Source organism: Bartonella sp. A1379B, assembly GCF_002022485.1.
GTDB lineage: Bacteria > Pseudomonadota > Alphaproteobacteria > Rhizobiales > Rhizobiaceae > Bartonella > Bartonella rochalimae.
On the sequence record NZ_CP019780.1, the window covers coordinates 505,327 to 528,563 of the forward strand.

General features: G+C 34.2%; 19 protein-coding genes and 1 pseudogene. 14 read left to right on the plus strand and 6 right to left on the minus strand.

The window, feature by feature from the left end; translation table 11 throughout:
- Positions 1-62: 62 nt before the first annotated feature.
- On the minus strand, positions 63-4,652 hold the full coding sequence (locus BA1379B_RS02130) for a hypothetical protein (protein WP_078692335.1): 4,590 nt from the start codon (positions 4,650-4,652) through the stop codon (positions 63-65).
- Positions 4,653-5,444: 792 nt separating this feature from the next.
- On the opposite strand from BA1379B_RS02130, the gene hfq reads away from it, so the two are divergent.
- From hfq to BA1379B_RS02155, 3 genes are all read left to right on the plus strand, one after another.
- Complete coding sequence (gene hfq, locus BA1379B_RS02135; protein ID WP_035005952.1) at positions 5,445-5,684, plus strand: RNA chaperone Hfq; 240 nt, start codon at positions 5,445-5,447, stop codon at positions 5,682-5,684.
- A 52-nt stretch (positions 5,685-5,736) separates the two neighbouring features.
- Positions 5,737-7,083: a GTPase HflX gene (gene hflX, locus BA1379B_RS02140; protein WP_078692336.1), complete on the plus strand. Its 1,347-nt coding sequence runs from the start codon at positions 5,737-5,739 to the stop codon at positions 7,081-7,083.
- Between the two features lie 1,636 nt (positions 7,084-8,719).
- Positions 8,720-9,796 (plus strand): COX15/CtaA family protein, encoded by a 1,077-nt coding sequence (locus tag BA1379B_RS02155; protein WP_078692337.1) that lies wholly within the window; start codon positions 8,720-8,722, stop codon positions 9,794-9,796.
- Positions 9,797-9,814: 18 nt separating this feature from the next.
- Here BA1379B_RS02155 and argC read toward each other — a convergent pair whose 3' ends face one another.
- The gene (argC, locus tag BA1379B_RS02160; protein WP_078692338.1) at positions 9,815-10,747 is read right to left on the minus strand and encodes an N-acetyl-gamma-glutamyl-phosphate reductase; all 933 of its coding nucleotides are present in this window, start codon (positions 10,745-10,747) and stop codon (positions 9,815-9,817) included.
- A 321-nt stretch (positions 10,748-11,068) separates the two neighbouring features.
- Between argC and glyA the strand changes: the two genes are divergently transcribed.
- The 6 genes from glyA (at position 11,069) to nusB (ending at position 15,597) form a co-directional block, all read left to right on the plus strand.
- On the plus strand, positions 11,069-12,382 hold the full coding sequence (glyA, locus tag BA1379B_RS02165; protein WP_078692339.1) for a serine hydroxymethyltransferase: 1,314 nt from the start codon (positions 11,069-11,071) through the stop codon (positions 12,380-12,382).
- A 12-nt stretch (positions 12,383-12,394) separates the two neighbouring features.
- Complete coding sequence (gene nrdR / locus BA1379B_RS02170; RefSeq protein WP_078692340.1) at positions 12,395-12,877, plus strand: transcriptional regulator NrdR; 483 nt, start codon at positions 12,395-12,397, stop codon at positions 12,875-12,877.
- Entirely contained in the window at positions 12,870-13,994 is a 1,125-nt protein-coding gene (ribD, locus tag BA1379B_RS02175) for a bifunctional diaminohydroxyphosphoribosylaminopyrimidine deaminase/5-amino-6-(5-phosphoribosylamino)uracil reductase RibD (protein ID WP_078673708.1), read from the plus strand. Before nrdR ends, ribD begins: the two co-directional genes overlap by 8 nt.
- Complete coding sequence (locus BA1379B_RS02180) at positions 13,976-14,593, plus strand: riboflavin synthase (RefSeq protein ID WP_078673709.1); 618 nt, start codon at positions 13,976-13,978, stop codon at positions 14,591-14,593. Before ribD ends, BA1379B_RS02180 begins: the two co-directional genes overlap by 19 nt.
- A gap of 72 nt (positions 14,594-14,665) precedes the next feature.
- Complete coding sequence (locus BA1379B_RS02185; protein ID WP_035005936.1) at positions 14,666-15,124, plus strand: 6,7-dimethyl-8-ribityllumazine synthase; 459 nt, start codon at positions 14,666-14,668, stop codon at positions 15,122-15,124.
- Between the two features lie 2 nt (positions 15,125-15,126).
- On the plus strand, positions 15,127-15,597 hold the full coding sequence (gene nusB / locus BA1379B_RS02190; RefSeq protein WP_078673710.1) for a transcription antitermination factor NusB: 471 nt from the start codon (positions 15,127-15,129) through the stop codon (positions 15,595-15,597).
- Positions 15,598-15,647: 50 nt separating this feature from the next.
- Here the strand turns inward: nusB and BA1379B_RS02195 are convergent, their stop codons facing one another.
- The gene (locus BA1379B_RS02195; RefSeq protein ID WP_035006680.1) at positions 15,648-16,163 is read right to left on the minus strand and encodes an outer membrane protein assembly factor BamE; all 516 of its coding nucleotides are present in this window, start codon (positions 16,161-16,163) and stop codon (positions 15,648-15,650) included.
- A gap of 229 nt (positions 16,164-16,392) precedes the next feature.
- On the opposite strand from BA1379B_RS02195, the gene BA1379B_RS02200 reads away from it, so the two are divergent.
- The 5 genes and pseudogenes from BA1379B_RS02200 to BA1379B_RS02220 all read left to right on the plus strand — a co-directional run bounded on the left by BA1379B_RS02200 (position 16,393) and on the right by BA1379B_RS02220 (position 20,253).
- Complete coding sequence (locus BA1379B_RS02200) at positions 16,393-16,959, plus strand: YceD family protein (protein WP_035005933.1); 567 nt, start codon at positions 16,393-16,395, stop codon at positions 16,957-16,959.
- Between the two features lie 135 nt (positions 16,960-17,094).
- Complete coding sequence (gene plsX, locus BA1379B_RS02205) at positions 17,095-18,165, plus strand: phosphate acyltransferase PlsX (protein ID WP_078692341.1); 1,071 nt, start codon at positions 17,095-17,097, stop codon at positions 18,163-18,165.
- A 37-nt stretch (positions 18,166-18,202) separates the two neighbouring features.
- Positions 18,203-19,174, plus strand: coding sequence for a beta-ketoacyl-ACP synthase III (locus BA1379B_RS02210; protein WP_035005929.1), 972 nt, complete (start codon positions 18,203-18,205; stop codon positions 19,172-19,174).
- Positions 19,175-19,248: 74 nt separating this feature from the next.
- Positions 19,249-19,560, plus strand: coding sequence for an integration host factor subunit alpha (locus BA1379B_RS02215; RefSeq protein ID WP_035005927.1), 312 nt, complete (start codon positions 19,249-19,251; stop codon positions 19,558-19,560).
- Between the two features lie 190 nt (positions 19,561-19,750).
- Positions 19,751-20,253: pseudogene (locus BA1379B_RS02220) on the plus strand (MerR family transcriptional regulator).
- Between the two features lie 47 nt (positions 20,254-20,300).
- On the opposite strand, the gene thrS reads toward BA1379B_RS02220, so the two are convergent.
- The 3 genes from thrS to BA1379B_RS02235 form a co-directional block, all read right to left on the minus strand.
- Entirely contained in the window at positions 20,301-22,265 is a 1,965-nt protein-coding gene (gene thrS, locus BA1379B_RS02225; RefSeq protein ID WP_078673712.1) for a threonine--tRNA ligase, read from the minus strand.
- A gap of 130 nt (positions 22,266-22,395) precedes the next feature.
- Entirely contained in the window at positions 22,396-22,740 is a 345-nt protein-coding gene (yidD, locus tag BA1379B_RS02230; protein ID WP_035005923.1) for a membrane protein insertion efficiency factor YidD, read from the minus strand.
- The gene (locus BA1379B_RS02235; RefSeq protein ID WP_035005921.1) at positions 22,733-23,170 is read right to left on the minus strand and encodes an iron-sulfur cluster assembly scaffold protein; all 438 of its coding nucleotides are present in this window, start codon (positions 23,168-23,170) and stop codon (positions 22,733-22,735) included. Before BA1379B_RS02235 ends, yidD begins: the two co-directional genes overlap by 8 nt.
- Between the last annotated feature and the right edge of the window lie 67 nt (positions 23,171-23,237).

Sequence of the window (23,237 nt, forward strand, 5' to 3'; positions counted from 1 at the left end):
AATAGATAAAATTAAAAAGAAAAAAGGCGAAAAAGAAAAACTTTTTCACCTTTCTTTTTATTTTATTGAATTCGTCCACTTACATGAGCAAGCATAGTATAAACTTTTCCAGTATCTGATGTTAAATATTGGCGGGCTAAATGGGTATTTCCAGAATTGCGAGATATATCACGTAATAATTTTTCAAACTCTGAAATATACTGATTAACTGAATCTTTAAAATCTATATCATTTAGATATTTTTTTCTAATTGTTTCAAATATTATTTTTCCATTCGGTGTATAAAGATGTTCAGCTATGATATTTTTTTGTCCACGTTTATAACGATTCCATAACTCGACAGCAGCATTATGATTAATGGTTTGAACAATACTATTTACTAGTGAGTTCAGGGATTCATTCATAGAATCAGACTTTTCTTTTTCTGGTGAGGAAGAGAAATTATTATCTTTTTCTGAGTATAATATTTCTTCATGTGAGACTCTTTCTAAAAGGTCTGATACCCATTTGTTTTGTTTTGTTTTGTGTTGTCCTGATTGTACAATAGGCTGTGGTGGCACTATTTTTTTATTGACTCCAGAAGTTGCACTATTTGACATTAACGATGGGGATATTGTTGGTGTTGATTGTTCTTTTTCAGTATTGTGCATAATATTCGTTAAGTCTTTTAGTGCTACAATTTGTTCACTTAAGGCATGTCGAATTGTCTGTGTTGTTTCTTTCGCTTTTTCTGGTAATTTTTGAATACTTTCATTAAAATCATTATTAACTTTTGAAAGTTCTGAGCGAATTTCATTGGCTGAAAAGCGTATATTTTCTGCAGCATCTGAAAAACGTGTTGAAGCTTCATTAATCAATTCATGAAGTGTTCGTTGCATTAAATGTGTCGAGTTACGTGTATTTTCATCAGCACGTTCAAATGTTAAGCTAAGAACATTTTCGTAATGTTTTATAAGTTGATTAACCTCATCAGATTTCGAAATAAGGGCATTGCTTAATACGGAAAGTGCATTTTGCTTTTCTTGGAGTGTTATATTAAGTGTGTTTTCTGATTGCTCAAGAACGCGAATAGCTTCAGAAAGCGTTTTAGCATGTTCACCAAAATTGTTTGTTATATGACTAATTTGTTCAAATGTATTTTGAGAAAGTCCTTGTAACGTCTCTACATTGCTATTGAGCTCTTGATTTGACGTTGATAAGTATTCTGCTACTTGATTGGTATTATGGAAGAAATTATTAGCAGTTTCATTCAACTGACCGTCAAGGCTTTGAACCGTTGATATCAAAATGTTACTGTTTTCATGAATATTATAAATGGATTGGTTCAATTGCTCGATGACACCTGACACATTCTTAATAAGATCTTCTTGTACAGTAGCCATAGTTTGAATAGTTTCGGAATTTTTTTGTGTAAGAGTATTCACTAAGGATTCATTTTGTGCATAAATTCTTTGTTCAACTTCTTGTGTTGAAAGCGAGAGCTGTTCACCAATTTGCTGGGTTAAGTTACTAACCGTTTCAGTTGTATTGTATACTGTTTGATTCAAATAATCTGTTAATTCTGTTAATTGTTCCATATGTCCTGAAATTTTCGCGGATGTTTCATCTTTTGCTTCTTCTAAGCGATTGTTTACATTAGCTAATTGATGACTTAAATTATTTTGAAAATCTAACATCGATTGATGAAGAACATTAGAACGTTCACTGAGTAATTGATTAACTGCTTCTGCTGAAGCATGAATTGTTTCATTAATCAATGCTTGCGCATTATTACTTACTGTTGTGAAGGCATTTGCAGTGTGAGCTGTCTGCTCAGTTAGAGCAGAAATGACTTTCTCACTAGTTTCATTGACCGTTTGTTCAACATTCAATGCAATACGGTTACTAGATTCTGAGATAATATTTGTTGCTTTGATAACAACATCAGCAAAAGATGAAATAAATTGATTACCAGCAGTAGCAAGAGAAGCCTCTGACTTTTCTGTTTCATTAGCTATTATTGATACTAATTTTTCAGAAATATTGGTAAACTTCTCTTGTACGTTATCTGTAACTGTATCAACAGAATTTTCTAATGAGAGACGTATGTTATCTGCGCTTTCTTCTAGTGCTTTTTGGATTGCTTGATTATGTTCATTATTAAGGACTATAGATTTTTTTAGGTTATTGGATCGTTCTTCAAAAGTAGATGTTTGCATGTCGATGGTTTCACATACTTTCTCAAGTTTTTCGGATAACGTTTCTTCCAATGTAGCGGCACGTTCAAAAACTTGACGTGCACGACTTTCCAAATTTTCGTCGAATAATCCTACGCGTGTCTGAAGAGTATCAAGGAATACATCATGTGATTGAGAAAGAGTGTTCTTAAGGAGATCAGTATGTCCTTCAAGATTTTTTATATGGTTTTGAACGGTTTCAGTAACGGCTTTGTTATTATTAGTAATTGCATTTTCGACTAAGTCTGCTTGTTGTTTTAATGCCATATCAACATGTATATCGCTTTTAGCGATGATATTATGAATTGTTTCCATACGTTGCTCAAGTGTGCGCGCTTGATCTGCAAGGACTTCATTAAGAGCAAAACTATTGATAGCTAAGGAATCACGAAGAGCATCGGCACGTATATCAATATTTTTAATTTGTTCTTCTAAAGCATTTTTAGTTGTATCACAGCTTTGTGTGATGGATTCTTGTAGTTTTTCTGTACACTGAATTATGTTATTAGCATGATCTTTAGCATGTTGATCAACAATTTGAATATTTTGACTCAACGTCTTTTCAACATCTGAAACATTTTTGGTCAATACATCAATTTGATCTTTTAATGTGTCAGCAATTTTATTGTTTTCGCTGTCCAACATGCTCGCCATGACATCTCTTTGATTAGCGATTTGTGTTTTGAAGTCTTGCGAGCGCTCATTTATTATGTCTATAATTGCATTATCGACATTTTTGATTTCTTCTTGTAAAACTTTTTTGCTTGCATCAACTGCAGAAAAAATCTGATCATGTCCGTTTGTAAATACATTACTAATATCAGTAGTTATTTCTTTAAGATTTACGTTGATTTGAGAGGCATGAGCTTCCAGAAAGTTACCAAGCTTTTCAGCGTTGTTTTCTAATTCTTTACTACGTGCAACGAAGGATTCGATAATGGTATCACTGTGTTCTTTAAGAGATAAGTCAACGTTTACTAGGCGATTTCCAAACGCTTCAATTGCTTCTGAGGTGATATTATCAAATTTAGAAGAGAGTTTATATGCTTGTTGATCAAGCTGCTTAATTTTTTCATCAAAATCTTGTAATGATTGATTATTACGGTCAATAATTGCTTCATCTAATGTTTTAAATTTCTCATCAACACTATATAAAGTTTGGTCTGTTGCAGTTTGTATACGCGTTGCAAGCTTAGCAATATGCAATTCAGCTTTAGCAGCTGTTTCATCGAAAGTTTTTTCTAATTGTTTTTCATTATTATCAAAACGCTCTGCAAAAGTATCAAAGGTTTTTCCTAATACATGAAAAAATTCTGTATTTTTCTGCTGAACTTGTAATGTTGTTTCATTAAATTGTTCAAAGAGTTGATTTGTTACACCATCACCTGCGTAAGAGAGCTTTTTAACAAGATCTTCCCCTTGTTGTTGTAAGGTTTGGGTAAGAGTTTGCGCAAGTTTCTCAACATTGGTTGCAATTTTGGAAGTAGCTAAGTCAAATTCATCACTCAGTTGCTCTTGTGTTCCTTTGATTACTGTTTGTACGCGATCAGCATGATTCAAGATTGCTGTACGTTCATTATTTAACTCCTTAATTAAGGTATAAATACGTGATTCATTTTCAGAATAGGCTCGTTCAAGATTATGAACTTCACTTTGAATGATAGCTTCGAGTTCAACAGCACGGCCGAGGGTGCGTTCGATTCCTTCATTCATCGCAGCTACTTCTTTACGAAGAGTTTGACTTATAGCAATTGCTTGTTTTTCAGAAATGTTCTGTGGTTCGCTAAGGCGTTGTGCAGCATTGGTCATAAGAATGGCAATATTACGCAATTCATTTGAACGTTTTATAAGTTGGGTAACTCCCCAAGACATAAGGATAGGAATTGTAGTTCCTGCCGCTACAGCTAATCCGAGGGGGGATGTAATAAAAGTAATTATATTTGCTAAAGAGCTTAGACCAGAAGGAGCTAGTTTATGAGCAATAAAAGCACCACCTGTTGCCCATAGAGCACTGAGAGCTGTCGTGCTCCAATAAATTCGAGAAGCACCATTTTGTTTTAATGATTTGAAATTGAAAGGTACTGTTATATCATCATTAGCAGGGAGAGGTTGTGTAGGTAATAGTGTATCACGTACAGTTCCACCTGAAAGCTCATGAATCGGTTTTTGACCAAAAAGTAATTCAGCAACTGATTCATCAACAACAGCATTATCATGAATATTAGATGAGGTGAGAACTGAAGTTTCATTTTCAGAAAGGATTTCTTCTTCTGAAGTTGCAATTTTTTGAATCAAATCATCTACATTAATTAGATTTTCAGAGTCACTTGATATTATTTCTTCGATCTCTGCGTTATCAAAGTCAAAGTTCATTGCTTTTTCAAGAGCTTCTTCGACTTCGATTTCAAATGTTTGCAATTTGGTTCTGCGTGCCATACTCGCCTCATACTCTTACAGATGGAAAAGGAATACGCCCTTATCCAGATATTTCTATATACTAACCGTTAATTGTTTAGAAAGGAATATGTTTAAGGAAAAATTTAAAAACTTATCAAGATAAAGTTAACGCGGCTTTTGTTTTATGCTCAAAAACAATAAAAAACATATTAAAAACAATATCATATAAAATTATAACTGTAATGGAACTATCTATAGATAATTTAAATTGATAGAAAATATTACAAATTTAGCGCATTTAATTGGGAGCAATTTAATAGAAATTGTATTTAAAATAATGTTCTAGAGATTGTTGCAAAATGTAATGAGTATGTCGATATACAAAAAATAATATTATAATGCGATATTTGTATTGAGGAGAAATTTCTGAAGCACATTAATTTCTTTTATAATAAGAAGACATAATCAAAGTACTATATTTCTAAATTAGATAGTCTAATCGTTTATTCCTTATAAAATAAACATGGTTGTTATTCTTTCAGTTAAAAAATATCGTATTTTTACTGAAAATTTTATTGAAAAATAGTAAAGTGAATCTTTAAATAATATTTATTAACGCCAAGTAAGTGCTAAAAAGTTATCATACTTTGTATCTGAATTTGCTAATATTTATGCTCATAATTCATAAATATTATATTCGATGTAATATAAGATAATATCTTATAAAATTTTTAGTACCGATACATTGACAAGTTAGTACTTTCAGTCAATATATATTAAAAAATATTGTGATAAATATTTATGCATTTCACAACACAAGGTGTAAAAATAATGGCAGAACGATCACAACACCTGCAAGATATTTTTTTAAATACAGTTTGTAAGCAAAAAATTTCTCTTACAATTTTTCTTGTAAATGGTGTTAAGCTGACAGGTATTGTTGCATCATTTGACAGCTTTTGTATCCTTCTACGCCGTGATGGGCATGTGCAGTTAGTCTATAAACATGCTATTTCTACAATTATGCCCGGGCAATCTGTACAGCTGTTCGAAAATGAAGATGATCAGTAAACAGCCTACAGTATTGTATATCTTTTATCCTTTTTATAATTTTTAAGTTGTCATGATATGTAAAAATAAGAAATCTGGGAAGTTTATTTCACAGATTGAGCAGCAGATGCGTGTTGCTATTTTTGTACCGATCTGTTCTGATGGATACAAGCAGAAAAAGACTTTCAATGAACGCTCAGTAGATTCTCGAATAAGAGAAGCGTTAGGATTAGCACGTGCTATTAAATTGAATGTTGTTCATTATGAAATTATCAATATTGCTAAGCCATGTTCTTCAACTTTGTTTAGGATAGGTAAGGCGAATGAATTTGCTCATTATATAAATGAGCATCATATTATGCTTTCGATTGTTGATCATTTTCTAACACCAGTGCAGCAGCGTAATTTGGAAAAATTATGGAATTGTAAGGTTATTGATAGAACAGCTTTGATTCTTGAAATTTTTGGTGATCGGGCGCGAACAAAGGAAGGGGTCCTACAAGTAGAATTGGCTCATTTATCTTATCAAAAAAGTAGGCTTGTTCGTAGTTGGACACATTTGGAGAGGCAACGTGGTGGTACTGGCTTTTTGGGTGGTCCTGGTGAAACTCAAATTGAAGCAGATAGACGTCTTTTGCAAAATAAAATTATTAGTATTCGTCGCGAATTAGAAACTGTTGTTAAAACACGTGCTCTTCACAGAGCTAAAAGAAAAAGGATACCTCATCCTGTTATTGCTTTGGTAGGATACACAAATGCGGGGAAGTCAACACTTTTTAACCATTTAAGTGATTCTAATGTATTGGCAGAGGATATGCTATTTGCAACTCTTGATCCCACTTTACGTAAAATTGTTCTACCTCATGGGCAAACAGTTCTTTTATCCGATACTGTAGGTTTTATATCTAATTTACCAACACATTTAATTGCAGCTTTTAGAGCAACCCTTGAAGAAGTGATAGAAGCTGATTTAATTCTTCATGTAAGAGATGTATCCGATCCTGATCATTACGCTCACGCTCAAGATGTTTTTGAAATACTTTCAGATCTTGGTGTTGATATTAATGACACGGATCATATCGTGGAAATTTGGAATAAAATTGATACGTTGGATCAACACGCATTGGGCGTTTTGCAGACAAATTCAAAAAAAATGTTAAATTCTGCACTGATGATATCAGCCCTTACTGGTAAAGGTTTAAGTCAATTGTTAGCATTTATTGAAAAGAAGATTTTTGGGGATATACAGAGTGTTGAGTTGATTTTAAAGCCTGATGAAATGAGGATTATTGATTGGTTCTATAAGAACTCTGGTCAAATAGAACAAAAAAGCAACGATGATGGCTCTATTACTATTAAAGCAATGCTTACTGCTGAGGCAAGAAAACGATTGAATTATATAAAACAAAATATGTACTAAAGTTATCGTAAATAAAAAGTTTTTATATTTTCTTATCTTGAACGAATATAGGCTGTAGTTAAGAGGAGTGTTCCTATTATCTCTTAAATAAAAGAGAGTAATATATTTTTCTGGTTAAAATAAAAATGAATCTTTAAATACGATAAAAAATTGTTAGTGCGCATAATGTAGCAAAAAACTCTTATTGCTTTTTTAATAACGATACATTGTGTATTGTGAATTTTGTTTATCCAAAACCTTACCAAGCAATATTAACATTTATATTATGCGCTTCTGATAGAATACTATTATCGATTATCGACTGATAAACAAAATAATATTATCCCATTACTATTTTCTCAACCGGTTTTTCTAAATTATTCAAGTTCTGATAGAATAATTTTCTATGATATAGACGTGAAAGAGTTTATAAAAATATCCAATTATTACGCGAAGGTGATTTTATTGATCTTTCTTTTGAAGCAAAACTGTTGAAGATACCTGACAGGGCTTAGAAACCTGATTTTCTAACTTTTCTGAAAAAATCATGAAGCGAGATCAAATACGATAAAAATACACTTTTCATATCTTAAAGACATTTCATTCATCTATTGTTTCTATTAAAATCATGTATCAACAAGAACAATCTCTATTATCTTTAATTTATAATGGATAATTCTGTTGTTATAGCTATAAAGACTAAACTTGATTTTTGAATACATAAAAAGCTCATATGGCTTTACAATTAGGCTTAATGGCTGCGTCAAATCAAGGTAATGATTGGTAGAAATAGAGGAACTTTTTGCTCAGTTAGAAAGTAAAATTTCCCAGATTGTTGATCAAATTCATTGGGATGGGATCATTGCAGAAAGCTTTAAAACACAGTTAAGAGAGAAAATTAATACTTTTGTGAAGGAGCAATCTCAATCCTTATCACTTGTGGAGAAGGGCTATTACTGCAAAAATATTCTGTAACAAAAAACACTTAGAGAAAGAAAGTTTTAAAAGCAATGATAGTACTTCTGATTTAAGGCAAAAAGAAGCTCTTAAATTTTGAGTGTAATAAAAAATTATCAGTTTGCTTAAATTATGTGTTTCAACAGTTTTTTCAATCATCTGACCAGAAGTTGCAAGAATAGCAGAAAAATTATCTCTTCTTATCAAGGAATATAAAATAATCTTGTTGGTAGATATTTCTTGGCAACAAATAGAAAAAGCGATGAGCTCATGTTCAGGGGTGATGTTTTAAAAGAATGTCAGCAATTGCATGATGTTATTTATCGTGATTATGATACGGGAGTTGATATTTTTCCGTGGGGGACAATGAATTGCTGAGCGCGCAAAAAAAATTCAAATGCTACCCTTAATTATATTACAAGAACTTAAAAAAGATTATGATTTTATTATTTTAGAGATGACTGTTGAGCCTCAATATAGATTTGAAGAAATTGCAGAATTGACAGATTATTATGTTTGTGGTGTTCTACTTTGTAAACATAATTGGATAGTGCAGACGATATATAAATTCTCAAAGAATATTTATTGTATCAATTCATAGTTGTAATGTGCAAAAACAGCGCTAATTATATCTTATAGCAGGGCTTTGGTGTTTTATAGGGCATTTTTGTAGTTGTAGATAAACTGGAGATAATCAGAAATGACAATAAAAAGGTTGAATGACATAGTTTTGACGCCACTACAGAAACAAAATCGAAAACAAATACAGATATGGCTTTATGCTATTTTATTGCTTTGTTTAGCGATTGTTTTAATAGGCGGAGCTACTCGTTTGACAGGATCTGGGTTATCAATAACTGAATGGAAGCCGATTTATGGTGTAATTCCACCGATTAGTGTAGAACAATGGCAGGAAGAGTTCTTAAAATATCAACAGATAGCACAGTATAAAGTACTCAATCGTGATATGACTTTAAATGCATTTAAAGTGATTTTTTGGTGGGAATGGGGTCATCGTTTTCTTGGTCGTTTGGTTGGTCTTTTAGCTTTGTGCGGTTTAATTTGGTTTTGGGCAACTAAGCGTATCGAAAAAAATATTCTTCTTCAGCTTGTATCCGTACCAGTTCTTATTGCTGTTCAAGGTGTTATTGGCTGGTGGATGGTAGCTTCTGGTTTAGGGTCAAGTAATTTAACAAGCGTTAGTCAATATCGTTTAGCGATTCATCTAATAACGGCATGCTTTGTGATTATTTTTGTTACTTATTTATCTCGAGGTCTTACAGAATATTCAGAACAACCGGCAGATCAAACTGTACAACGTTTTGCAGGTTGGCTTGTTTTTTGCATTTTAGTTGAGATTTATTTTGGTGCTTTAGTTGCAGGTCTTCATGCAGGCAAGGTTTATAATACATGGCCATTAATGGATGGACAAATTATACCTGATGGATTGCTGAACTATAGTCCCGTTTGGCTCAGTTTATTTGAAAATCCTTTAACAGTGCAATTTGTACATCGTTTTTTTGCTTATTTTTTATTTATTATGGCGATTATTCACGTTTTGTATGTAAGCAAAAGAAATCCTCACTCAACGCATGCTCGTCGTGCATTTTTGTTATTTGTTATCATAGTTTTTCAGGCATTTTTGGGTATTATTACATTGTTAAATGAAGTGCCAATTAGTTGGGGCCTTATTCATCAAAGTATTGCTTTAGCAGTATTGTGTTTTTCAGTTGTTCATTGGCGGGCTACAAAGGGGCCATATCTTGTTCTTAAATAAGAACTTTTAAAAAAAATTTCAGCCTGAAAGCATTAAATCAAGATTTTGAACAGCAGATCCGGATGCTCCTTTTCCGAGATTATCAAATATAGAGCAAAGATTGAAAATACCGTCATTGTCATTGCCAAAAACAAAAAGTTTCATACTATCTTTATGTGCTAAGGATTCTGGGTTTAGTTTGGTTAGTATTTCGGTTTCTTCTTGTGATGCAATAGATATTGTATTTTGTTTATTGTAATGAACATGAAAAATTTCACGAAGATCAGAACAGTTAACTGATTTTGTAAATAAGGTGTGATGTAGGGGAATATTAACAATCATTCCTTGAGGAAAACGGCCAACACTTGGCACAAAAATAGGTGTTTGGCTAATTTGCCCATGAATTTTGATTTCGGGAATATGTTTATGATTAAGATTTAGACCATAAATAAAATAGTTTTCTTTCAGAGAATCTTTTTTAGATTGATCTTCCATTTGAGCAATTAATTGTTTGCCACCGCCTGTGTAGCCAGATATAGCATTAATTGATATTGGGTAATCAGAGTCTATTAAACCTGCTTCACGTAATGGCCGAATCAAACTAATTGCGCCGGTTGGATAACATCCAGGATTTGCAACATAGTGCGCTTCTTGGATACGTTTTTTTTGTCCTGTTGTCATTTCAGGAAAGCCATAAACCCAGTCTGCAGCAGTGCGATGCGCTGTTGAGCTATCAATAATTCTAATTTTTTTATTATTTTTAAGGAGGTTAACAGTTTCCTGTGCGGCTTCATCTGGAAGGCATAAAATAACAATGTCAGCTTGATTAAGGTAGTCTTTTCGAGAATCAAGCTTATGGCGATCTTTGTGAGGGATAGATAGCAATTCTAAATCAGAACGTTTCGCCAATCGCTTTTGTATTTGCAGTCCGGTTGTTCCATGTTCACCATCAATAAAAATTTTTGTTGCCATCTATTATCCTTAAATTTAATTTTTACTGTTAGATCCCATTTTTAATATTCTATTCAATTAAATAATTGGATATTTTAGAACTGCAAGCTTATTATTTTCTTGTTTGAAAAGAGTATAATAACATTACGTAATATAAGTTTTAGAATGTAATTTGTTTGTCATTTATTTTTTTGAAGATAGGATTTTATTATTACAAAAATAAAGATATAGACTGAACTTTTGCTGTATTTACAGTTTTTGAAATTAAATTTAAAAGATTTTATCTATAAGATTTGCTGTGTTACCTTCTATTACTTTAATTTCTAATATTAGGACATGTTTATGACCAAGCAAGCAAATGATCTGCGGAAGTGTTTTTTTAATGATAGTTTACAAGTTACTGATTCTGTGGTTTTTGATGCAATCAGTGGTGAGCTTGGACGGCAGCGCCATGAGATTGAATTGATCGCCTCAGAAAATATTGTTTCAAGGGCAGTTCTTGAAGTTCAGGGATCAATTTTAACCAATAAGTATGCAGAAGGTTATCCAGGAAAGCGTTATTATGGTGGTTGTCATTTTGTTGATTTAGTTGAAGAATTAGCAATTGAGCGAGCAAAAAAGCTTTTTGGTGCAGCTTTTGTAAATGTGCAGCCTAATTCTGGTAGCCAAATGAATCAGGCTGTATTTTTAGCTCTGCTCCAGCCTGGTGATACATTTATGGGGCTGGATTTGAATTCTGGTGGCCATCTCACCCATGGTTCATCTGTTAATATGTCAGGCAAATGGTTTAATGTTGTTTCTTATGGTGTTCGTCAAGAAGATCAGCTTCTGGATATGGAGGAAATAGGGCGTTTAGCAAAAAAGCATAAACCAAAGCTTATTTTAGCAGGTGGCACAGCCTATTCACGCTTATGGAATTGGAAATTGTTCCGTGAAATTGCAGATGAAATTGGAGCGTATTTGATGGTTGATATGGCTCATATTGCAGGTTTAGTTGCTGGAAATGCTCATCCTTCACCTGTACCATATGCTCATGTTGTCACTACAACAACGCATAAATCGTTGCGTGGTCCCCGTGGTGGTATGATATTGACAAATGATGAAGCCTTAGCCAAAAAAATTAACATGGCAGTTTTTCCAGGTCTTCAAGGTGGCCCTTTAATGCATGTTATTGCAGCTAAGGCTGTTGCATTGGGAGAGGCTTTGCAACCTGCTTTTAAAGACTATATTGCTAATGTAGTTATTAATGCTAAAACTTTAGCAGAAAGCTTAAAAAATAATGGTTTTAATATTGTTTCTGGTGGTACAGATAATCATTTATTTTTAGTCGATTTGCGTTCTAAAAATATAACAGGAAAGAGTGCAGAACAAGCTTTGGGCCGTGCTAATATTATTTGCAACAAAAATAGTATTCCCTTTGATCCCGAGAAACCATCAATAACTTCAGGGATTCGTTTGGGTACACCTGCTGCAACAACACGTGGTTTTTCAGAACGTGAGTTTACTCAGATTGGAAATTTTATTGCAGAGGTTCTTGATAATCTTAGCTTGGCACGAAATGATGGAGAGAATACTTCAGTTGAAAGAGCTGTCAAAAAGAAGGTACATGATATGACAAGTGAATTTCCTCTTTATTCTTATTTGAGTTCTTGTTGAGGTATAAAAAAGATGCGGTGCCCTTATTGCCAATGTGAAAATACACAGGTTAAGGATTCACGTCCTACGGAAGAGGCAACAGTCATCCGTCGTCGGCGTGTATGTTCCGTTTGTGGTGGTCGTTTTACAACTTTTGAACGTGTCCAGCTACGTGAGCTTTTTGTTCTCAAAAAAAGTGGTCGGTGTGAGTTGTTCGATCGTGATAAATTAATGCGGTCGGTTAATCTAGCAATACGTAAACGTGATATTGATTCTGAGCATATTGAACAGGCAATTTCCGGTATCGTGCGACAGCTTGAGAGTTTAGGAGAACCTGAGATTTCTTCAGAAAAAATTGGTCATCTTGTACTGGAATCTTTAAAAGGTATTGATGATATCGCTTATATTCGTTTCGCTTCTGTATATCGTGATTTCCGTAACGCAAGTGATTTTCATAATGTGATAGATGAATTATCAAAAGACACAACAGATATAGAATCTGGTTTTGATGAATAAAGCAGAACAAGATAAGCGATTTATGGCTGCTGCTATTCGTTTGGCAGAACGTCATATTGGTCTTACGGGTGAAAATCCTTCTGTCGGTGCGTTAATTGTACAAAATAAAGGGGCAGGTGCGTCTATTGTTGGTTATGGCGTAACTGCTATTCAGGGGAGACCTCATGCTGAAGTGCAAGCTTTACTTATGGCAGGCCCTTTGGCTTGTGGCGCGACTGCTTACGTTACTTTAGAGCCATGTTCACACTATGGAGAAACTTCACCATGTGTTAATGCACTTATTAATTCAGGTATTACTCGAGTTGTCATTGCTCTTTCTGATCCGGATCAGCGAGTTTATGGTTGTGGTATTGCTCTCTTACGTGCAGCAGGTATTGAAGTTGTTGAAGGGGTTTTAGCTGAAGAGGCTTTTGAAACATTAAGTGCTTATTTATGTGTAAAGAAGTTGCAGCGCTGTGAAGTTACTTTGAAAATGGCTATTTCTGCAGATAATGGCATAGGCAAAAAAGGGCAAGGGAGTGTAAGGGTTAGTGGAGAAATTTCTCGTACACAAACTCATATTTTGCGTGCCCAAAATAATGTTATTATGGTTGGTATTGGCACTATATTAGCAGATGATCCACAATTAGATTGTCGTTTGCCAGGACTTGAAATGCGTTCACCTATACGTGTTATTTTGGATAAAGATTTACGCATTCCTCTTGATGCGAAAGTCGTTCAAACAGCAGCGAATATCCCTACATGGGTTATTTGTAATACAGGTTCTTTGAAAAAAAGAAAAAAAATAGCTTTAGAACAATGTGGTATAACCATATGTTCAGTGGATACTAACAATAATTTGTTATCACCTTTTGCTATTTTACAGTTACTTTATCAGCGTAAAATCAATAGTGTTTTACTTGAGGGAGGAGCAAAGACAGGAAAAATATTTTTAGATGCCGGTTGTGTAGATTGTTTAATATGTTTTTATGCGCCGATTATTTTAGGGAAAGATCGAATTAAGGCTCCTCATTTTCAATCTTATCTTTCAGAATTTAATAAAGTTGAAATGAGAATGTTGGGGAATGATCGTTTGTATAAATGGAGACGTAAGATATTATGTTCACAGGGATCGTAACGGATGTTGGTTGCATTGAAGATATTCAACCTTTAAAACAGGGAATGCGTTTAAATATTTCTACTCATTATGATGTGGAGAGTTTAGAAATAGGTGCATCAATTGCATGTTCAGGTATTTGTTTAACAATTGTTGAACGCGCATTAAAACCTACAGATTCTCATTGGTTTATTGTTGAAGCATGGGAAGAGGCATTGCGTTTAACTAATCTTGCACAATGGACAAAAGGAACTCTTATTAATTTAGAGCGCTCACTACGACTTGGTGACGAAATGGGAGGACATTTAGTTTTTGGCCATATCGATGGCCTGGCTGAGATTATTGAGAAAAAAAATGAAGGTGGTGCAACTCGTTTTCGTTTGCAGGTTCCAATGCAATTAGCTTCATTTATTGCAGAAAAAGGTTCTATTGCACTTAACGGAACATCATTGACTGTTAATTATGTTGAAAATAATATTTTTGATGTTCTTATTATTCGTCATACACTTGAAATGACAACTTGGGGGCAAGCTGATGTTGGAGATCAGGTGAACTTGGAAGTTGATCAATTGGCTCGTTATGTAGCTAGACTTTCAGATTTTAAAATGAATAAGTCGTAAAATTGTTTTGTTTTTTTTAAAACTTGAGATTACAATAATTTCAAGTTCCTTTGTTTTTCTGATAGGAGCCACATGACAAGAAATAGGCATAAAAAGTTGCGTGTTTTAATTGTTGAAGCGCGTTTTTATGATGAAATTTCCGATTCTCTTCTTGCGGGTGCGGTGAGTGTTTTGCAAAAAGCTGAAGTGAGTTATGATATCATAACAGTTCCTGGCGCATTAGAAATTCCTTGTGCAATAACTCTAGCTGAAAAAAATAATGAAATATACTACGATGGTTATATAGCGCTTGGTTGTGTTATTCGGGGAGAAACATATCATTTTGAAATCGTAGCTGATAATTCTTGTCGCGCATTGATGGATTTAACCGTTTATCAACAATTAGCTATTGGCAATGGAATTTTGACTGTTGAAAATGAATTACAAGCATGGGAACGTGTAAGAAATGATGAAAAAAATAAAGGTGGTTTTGCTGCTAAAGCCGCTTTATGTATGATTGCTCTAAAGAAAAAATTTGGAGATAATCATTAAATATGGATGATGTAAAAGGCAAGGACTCTCTACGCTTAGCTAATAAACGAGGGGCAGCAAGACTCGCTGCTGTACAAGCGCTTTATCAAATGGATATGGTTGGCATTGGTGCTATGGAAGTAATAGCTGAATATAAGGCTTATCGTTTAGGAAAAGATATTGACGGTAACCAATATCTTGATGCTGATTTTCAATGGTTTCGCTCTATTATTGTTGGAGTTGTAAGAGATCAAAAGCAACTTGATCCTATGCTTCATCAACAACTTTCTGAAGAATGGGCGCTTTCACGTCTTGATTCTACATTACGAGCAATTTTGCGTGCGGGTTTATGGGAATTAATCAACCGCAAAGGTGTGCCTATTGCTGTCATTCTGAATGAATATATTGATATAGCTAAGGCTTTCTTTGACAATGATGAACCAAGGCTTGTAAACGCAGTCCTTGACAGTATAGCAAAGGAAATGTGCCAATAAACTTGTCAAAAAATCCCGATATTATCGGGATTTTAATTGAACATTAAAAACTAGCGGTTAATAACTGGATCATCAGTAGGGTCTGGAGCACCCTTGATAAGTTGAATTAAAAATGGTTGATCATTACCACCAGTTGGTGTTGTTTGTGTGATAAAATCAAAAATTTTCCCATCTTGTAAACCGTAGTTAGCTATTTTTGTAACTTGACGATCTTTGTTAAAGTAGATTGCCAAAACTTTGCGATCAGTAATTTTGGTTTTCATAAATTGCATTTTTCGGTATCGAGTTTGTGAAATATAATAGAAAACTTCATTATTATATTGCGTTTTCAGAGAAGGAGATCCTAAAGCTAAAAGAACTTGCTCTTGACTTGAGCCAATAGAGATAGAATCAAGAGCATTTTGATCAAGAATATAACCTTCTTTATATATTTGGCTTGAATTAAGGGAATTATATATTTGACTTGAGTTTAAATAACTAAGTGGATTGCAACCTGCTATTCCCATTATACTTACTATTGAGAGGCTCATCAGTAATTTGCGTTTAGTGTTTACTATGTGGGGTATTTGAAACAATGATATCTCCATTTTACACTTAGTAATATATGATGAAAAGGTGATCTCAAGTCTTTCTTAAATTTTTGATTTAATGATTATTCACCATATCTTACGATGACTTTTCTTGATTATAATGCCATATAGAGTTTCTTTAGAAAAGAAAAAAATTCATAAAATATAATCTGGTCAAACAGAAGGTGCAGTATAATATATTCTTTTTTATATTTTGGAGTCGCTAATGACTATTTCAAATATTTCTCAAATGGAATTTGCTTTAACTTATCCAGTATCAGTGCGCTCATTACCTACAAAACTTACAAAAGGAATAAAAGTTCATATTTGTGCAGATCAGCAGGAATGTGCATCTTTAGCTAAGAATCACGGTTTAGTTGATGTAAAATTTTTTGAGGGAGAATTTTGTATTTTACCATGGAAAAAACGTGGAGTACGTGTAAAAGGTTTATTACAAGCACATATAATACAATCGTGCGTTATTACATTAGAGCCGCTAGAAGATATTATTCGTGAAAATATTAACATTGTTTTTGTTCCTGAAGACTCAAATTTAGTTAAGCCTAAAATATCAGAGGGTACGGGTGAATTATTTTTAGATGTGGAAGGATCAGATATACCAGAAGTGTTTTGTGGAGATAAAATTGATATTGGTGCAGTTATGGAAGAATTTTTAGAATTATCAATTAATCAATATCCACGTAAAAAAGGCGTTAATCTAGATACGATCAAAAATTTAGAAAAAATTAAACAAAATTCGTCACCATTTTTTGTTTTAAAAGAGTGGAAGTGATTGTAAACATATAAATTATCTGTTGTATACTTGTATAAAAACAGTATCTTCTGGAAAGAAATTGTAGCGATGATTTTTATAATTGTTAATAGCAAACCGTCGCAATTTAAATTTAAAGATATAGGGTAAACAAGCGTGATTAAAATTGCTGTGGATGTAATGGGTGGTGATTATGGTCCAGAAATTACTCTTGCAGGAGCTGCAATTGCTCAGAAATATTTGCCAAATATTCATTTTTTGTTTTATGGGATAGATAAAGTTGTTGAACCGATTTTAAAAAAATACCCTCATTTGGTTGCTGTGTCCTGTTTTTATCCTACGGAAGGTTATACGCGTATGGATGAAAAACCTAGCCAAGCACTTCGTAATGGGCGTGGGAAATCATCAATGTGGCATGCGATTGAGTCCGTAAAAAATGGCAAAGCTGATTCTTGCGTTTCTGCTGGTAATACTGGTGCTCTCATGGCAATGTCTTATTTTTGTTTAAAAATGATGGCAAAAGCTGAACGTCCTGGTATTGCTGGTATTTGGCCAACTCTTCGTAGTGAAAGTATTGTTTTGGACATTGGCGCAACAATTGGAGCATCTGCTAGTCAATTGGTTGATTTAGCAGTTATGGGTGCTGGAATGTTCCGTGCTTTATATCATATTGAAAAGCCAAGCGTTGGTTTATTAAATGTGGGGGTTGAAGAAGTCAAAGGCTTGGATGCAATAAAAAAAGCGGGGATGATGTTACGTAAAGTACAATTAGATAGTTTAGAATATAAGGGATTTGTTGAAGGAAATGATATTGGAAAAGGAATCGTTGATGTTGTTGTCACTGAGGGATTTTCCGGTAATATTGCTTTAAAAGTTGCAGAAGGAACTGCTCAGCAGATGGCTGAAACCTTAAATATTGCTATGCGTAGTTCTATTTTTTCATATATTGGGTATTTTTTATCACGAAGTGCTTTTCGTAAATTAAAACATAAAATGGATCCAAATAGGTTTAATGGTGGTGTCCTTTTAGGTTTAAATGGTGTTGTTATCAAAAGCCATGGTAGTGCTAATGCTAATGGTTTCGCTTCTGCTATTCGTGTTGGTTATGAAATGGTAAGTAATGGGCTCTTAAAAGAAATAGCTACGGATTTACGCCTCTTTCATGAAAGCAAAGAATTATTTTTAGGTAATGAAGGTGAAGCTGGGACAAATATGGAGGTAGTATGATAGATATTTGCAGTATAGAGGAGAAGGTTAAGGCAACATGATTCGATCAGTTCTGTGTAGTGTGGGAAGTGCCTTACCAAAAAAAAACGTATCGAATGATGAGATTACAAAGTTGGTTGAAACATCTGATTCGTGGATTGTTCAACGCACAGGAATTCGTCAACGTTATATTGCTGATAGTAATGAAACTACTGTTTCTTTAGGAGTACAAGCTGCACAAGACGCTTTGAAAAATGCTGGTATGACGGTGAAGGATATTGATTGTATTATTTTAGCAACTTCAACACCTAACCGTACTTTTCCTGCTTCTGCTGTTGAAATTCAGCATGCTTTGGGAATGAAACATGGCTTTGCTTTTGATATTCAAGCTGTTTGTTCTGGTTTTATTTTTGCATTGGTAACGGGAGATGCTTATTTGCGCTGTGGAGTAGCAAAAAGGATTTTGGTGATTGGATCTGACACATTTTCTCGAATTTTAGATTGGCAAGATCGTACAACATGTGTTTTATTTGGCGATGGTTCAGGTGCAGCTATTTTAGAAGCGCAAGAATTTGAAGGCACTTCCGCTGATTCTGGTATATTATCGGCTAAATTGCGTTCTGATGGTGAATATGTAGATAAGTTGTATGTTGATGGTGGCCCTTCAACAACACAAACAACAGGTTATTTACGCATGGATGGACGGGAAGTTTTTAAACATGCAGTTAGTATGATAACTGATGTAGTTGATGATTGTTTTGCAGCAGTTGGGATGAAACCTTCTCAATTAGATTGGTTTGTACCTCATCAAGCTAATAGACGTATTATTGAAGCATCAGCTAAAAAGCTAGGAATCACCAAAGATCAGATTGTTATTACTATTGATCAGCATGGTAATACATCTGCAGGATCGGTACCGTTAGCTTTAGCGACTGCTGTTCAAGATGGAAGGATTAAAAAAGGAGATCTTATTATGCTAGAGGCTATGGGTGGAGGTTTTACATGGGGAGCAATTCTTATCCGCTGGTAAGCTATAGCAGCTTGACGATATTTAAATGAAATGTATAAATTTCTTTGTAATTTTTAATATTTAATAGGTGAATAATGACAAGTAAGACAGTAACACGTGCAGATTTGGCTGGCGCGGTTTGCAGAAAAGTGGGCTTGTCACATACTGAATCAGCCGATTTAGTTGAGTTAGTCTTGGATGAAATATGCAATTCACTCGTCAGAGGTGAAATGGTTAAATTATCTTCTTTTGCAACTTTTCAAGTTCGTGATAAAAGTGAACGAGTTGGACGCAATCCAAAAACAGGCGTTGAAGCATCGATTCCACCACGGCGTGTGGTAACATTCAAGGCTGCAAATGTGCTCAAGAAAAGAATTTTGGATACGCATCGCGCAAAGAAAAAATAATTTTATATTAATAGACAATATTAAGATGTTTGTTCTTTGTTAAAGAGTTTTACATTTATTTAGACTCTTTTCTCTTATATTTTAAGCGAAGAGTTTCTTATTGGAGAGATTTTATATTGTGATTAGTCTCAGTATGAAGTTGATCAGTAACTGTAAAATATTGATATAATTTTAGGTGAGGTATTATAAAATGGATAAAAGCCCCGATGCTTTTCGCACAATTAGTGAAGTAGCTGATTTATTGGGGATTCCACAGCATGTATTAAGATTCTGGGAAACAAGGTTTCCTCAGATTAAACCATTGAAGCGTGGGGGGGGCGTCGTTATTATCGCCCTAATGATATCGATTTGCTCAATGGTATAAAACAATTACTTTACGGACAAGGTTATACTATAAAAGGTGTGCAACGTATTTTAAAAGAGAAGGGGGCTTCTTTTGTTGTTGACCTTGGCAAAGGTGATCTTAATGCTATGAATATTTTAATAGAAAAAAAATGTGCAGAACAAGAATCTGAATCTGTGCCAGCTAAGCCAAAAAAAATAGCATTTGGGCTTTTGGGTTTTATGAAGAATGAGGGAGAATCTACTTTGGGGACTATAAATAATTATCGAGATAAAACTGATAAAGCCTTATTACAGGAAGTGCTCTTTGAGTTAATTGAGTGCAAACGTATTCTTGACAAAGCTCGATAATAACAACCTATTATATAGTATTTTTATTTTATGATATTAAGCGTTGATTAACAACGTAAATCTGGTGGTGTTGCTTCATCTAGCAATTGCGCAAATACTTTTTCTATAGGTAAAAAGGTTTGCTCTATACTTCCTAAACGGCGCATATTAACACTATTTGTTTGAGCTTCCTGTTTGCCACATACCAAAATTACAGGAACTTTTTGTAAAGAGTGTTCGCGTATTTTGTAGTTAATTTTCTCGTTGCGGGAATCTAGTTTTACTGAAAGACCAAGAGCTTTGAGTTTTTCTGTTATTTTTTTTGCATATTCATTCGCATCGGACGTAATCGTCGCCACAACAATCTGTTGAGGTGCAAGCCAGAATGGTATGTGACCAGCAAAGTTCTCAATTAATATACCTAGAAAACGCTCCATTGAACCAAAAATAGCTCGGTGGATCATAACAGGTTGGCGTTTTTCTGAATCCTTATCAATGTAAAATGCTCCAAAGCGTTCAGGTAGATTAAAATCTACTTGTGTCGTTCCACATTGCCACTCGCGGCCAATAGCATCTGTTAGTGTATATTCAAATTTGGGTCCATAAAATGCACCTTCACCAGGAAGAATGCTTATTTTAACACATCCTGAAGATTTTTCTTCAATAGTTTTAAGAACAGATGTCATGATATTTTCAGCATGGTCCCATAATTCATCTGAGCCAACACGTTTTTCTGGTCGCGTTGAGAGCTTAAGACTGATTTCTTTAAAACCAAAATCTGCGTAGGTTGATAAAATCAAATCATTGATACTAAGGCATTCATCAGCTAATTGTTCTTCAGTACAAAAAATATGTGCATCATCTTGTGTAAAACTACGTACTCGCATAAGTCCATGTAAAGAACCTGAAGGCTCGTAACGATGAACAAGGCCAAACTCAGCTAGTCTAACGGGTAAATCACGATAGGATTTTAAACCGTGTTTAAAGATCTGTACATGGCCGGGACAATTCATTGGTTTTAGAGCGTAAGTATATTCATCATTCCAGTCATCGGCAGCTGGAATTGTTTTAAACATATTTTCTTTATACCATCCCCAGTGACCTGATATTTCCCAGAGTGACTTATCAAGAACTTGTGGTGCCTGAACTTCAGCATATTTATGATTGTCGAGACGACGACGCATGTAACTGATCAAATTTTGGAACATTTTCCAACCTTTTGGGTGCCAAAAAATCATTCCTGGGCTTTCTTCCTGAAAGTGGAATAAATCCATTTCTCGTCCTAAACGGCGATGATCCCGTTTTTCGGCTTCTTCTAGCATATGAAGATAGGCTTTTAAGTCATTTTCATTAGTAAATGCTGTACCATAAATTCTCGTTAACATAGGATTATTGGCATCACCACGCCAATAAGCGCCTGCAACTTTCATCAATTTAAATGCATTACCAATTTGGCCAGTAGATTGCATATGGGGGCCACGGCAAAGATCAAACCAGTCGCCCTGATAATAGACTTTCAAATCTTGATCATCAGGGATAGCATCAATAAGCTCGACTTTATAGAGTTCATTTTTTTCAGAAAAGATCTTTTTAGCTTTTTCACGAGACCAAATTTCTTTTCTAAAAGGTTTATTGCGTTGAATAATTTCACGCATTTTTTTTTCAATAGTAGTCAGATCATCTAATGTAAAAGGTTGCTTACGTGCAAAATCATAATAAAAACCATTTTCAATAACAGGGCCGATTGTCACTTGTGTTTCCGGAAAAAGCTCTTGTACTGCTTCAGCTAAAACATGCGCGCAATCGTGGCGTATCAATTCAAGTGCGCGTGGATCATCGCGGGTGATGATTTCTACTTGTCCAGATTGTTCTAATGGGTCTGAAAGATCTCTAATAACTCCATTAAGACTATAAGCAACTGCTTTTTTTGCAAGAGACTTAGAAATAGATTCAGCTAATTCTAAACCAGTTGTTTCTGTTTGGTAATCGCGCTTTGAGCCATCAGGAAAAGAAAGAGAAATAGAGCGAGACATAAAGAACCCTTTTAATCCAATTCTGCTAACGAATGCAGATGGTTTCGTGAACATTTAGCAATAATCAATTAAAGCTAATAAGCTGATTTATCAATTCTTTTTTATGCATTATGCGTTAAAAAAGAAAGAATTATTTATTACGTTTAATAGAAATTTTCCAATAGTACCAAGGCTTGTAGGAATTTTCAATAGAGGTTGGTACTGGATCAAAGCCAGTTGTTCCAAAAGGACAACAACGTATAAGACGAAAAAGTCCCATCCATGCGCCTGCCCATAAACCATGGCGCGCAATTGCTTCGTAGGTATATTCTGAACAGGTTGGTCTGTGACGACAATGAATACCTATAAAGCTAGATAGAGTTATTTGGTAAAAACGTATGAGTCCAATACCAAGTAATCGTCCAGGTGTTTTCTGCCAAGGTCCTGTATAGTTTCTTGTGTGTTTTTTATTTGTTTTGACGTGTTGTTTAGCCATTCATTTTTTCTTCAATTTGTTTAATACAATCTATAACTGCATCAAAAGTAAGCATTACCGATGCATGACGTGTTTGATAGTTTTTAATAGGTTTTAAACAGGCAAATTCCTCAAATGGAGGTGAAGGGGGAGGGCCATCCTTTATTAACATATGCTGAATAATTTCATATAATATTTTAAGATCTTGCGTTTTTTGACCAATGATATGATTTGCGAGAATAGAAGATGAAGCTTGTCCAAGTACACATGCGCATATCTCATGAGAAAAATCTATGATGGTGCTATTTTCTACTTTTAGGTCTACGGTAACAGTCGATCCACAAAAGCGTGCATATTTTTTTGATGTTGCATCTGGATTGTTAAGGCGACCAATTCTGCTTATATGTGCAGCATGTTCAAGTATTTTATTACTATATATGTTGTCAATCATAAGCTATTATCTGACTTTCAAGAGTTATTGCTATTTAAACTTTTAATTCATTTATATAAAGATTATA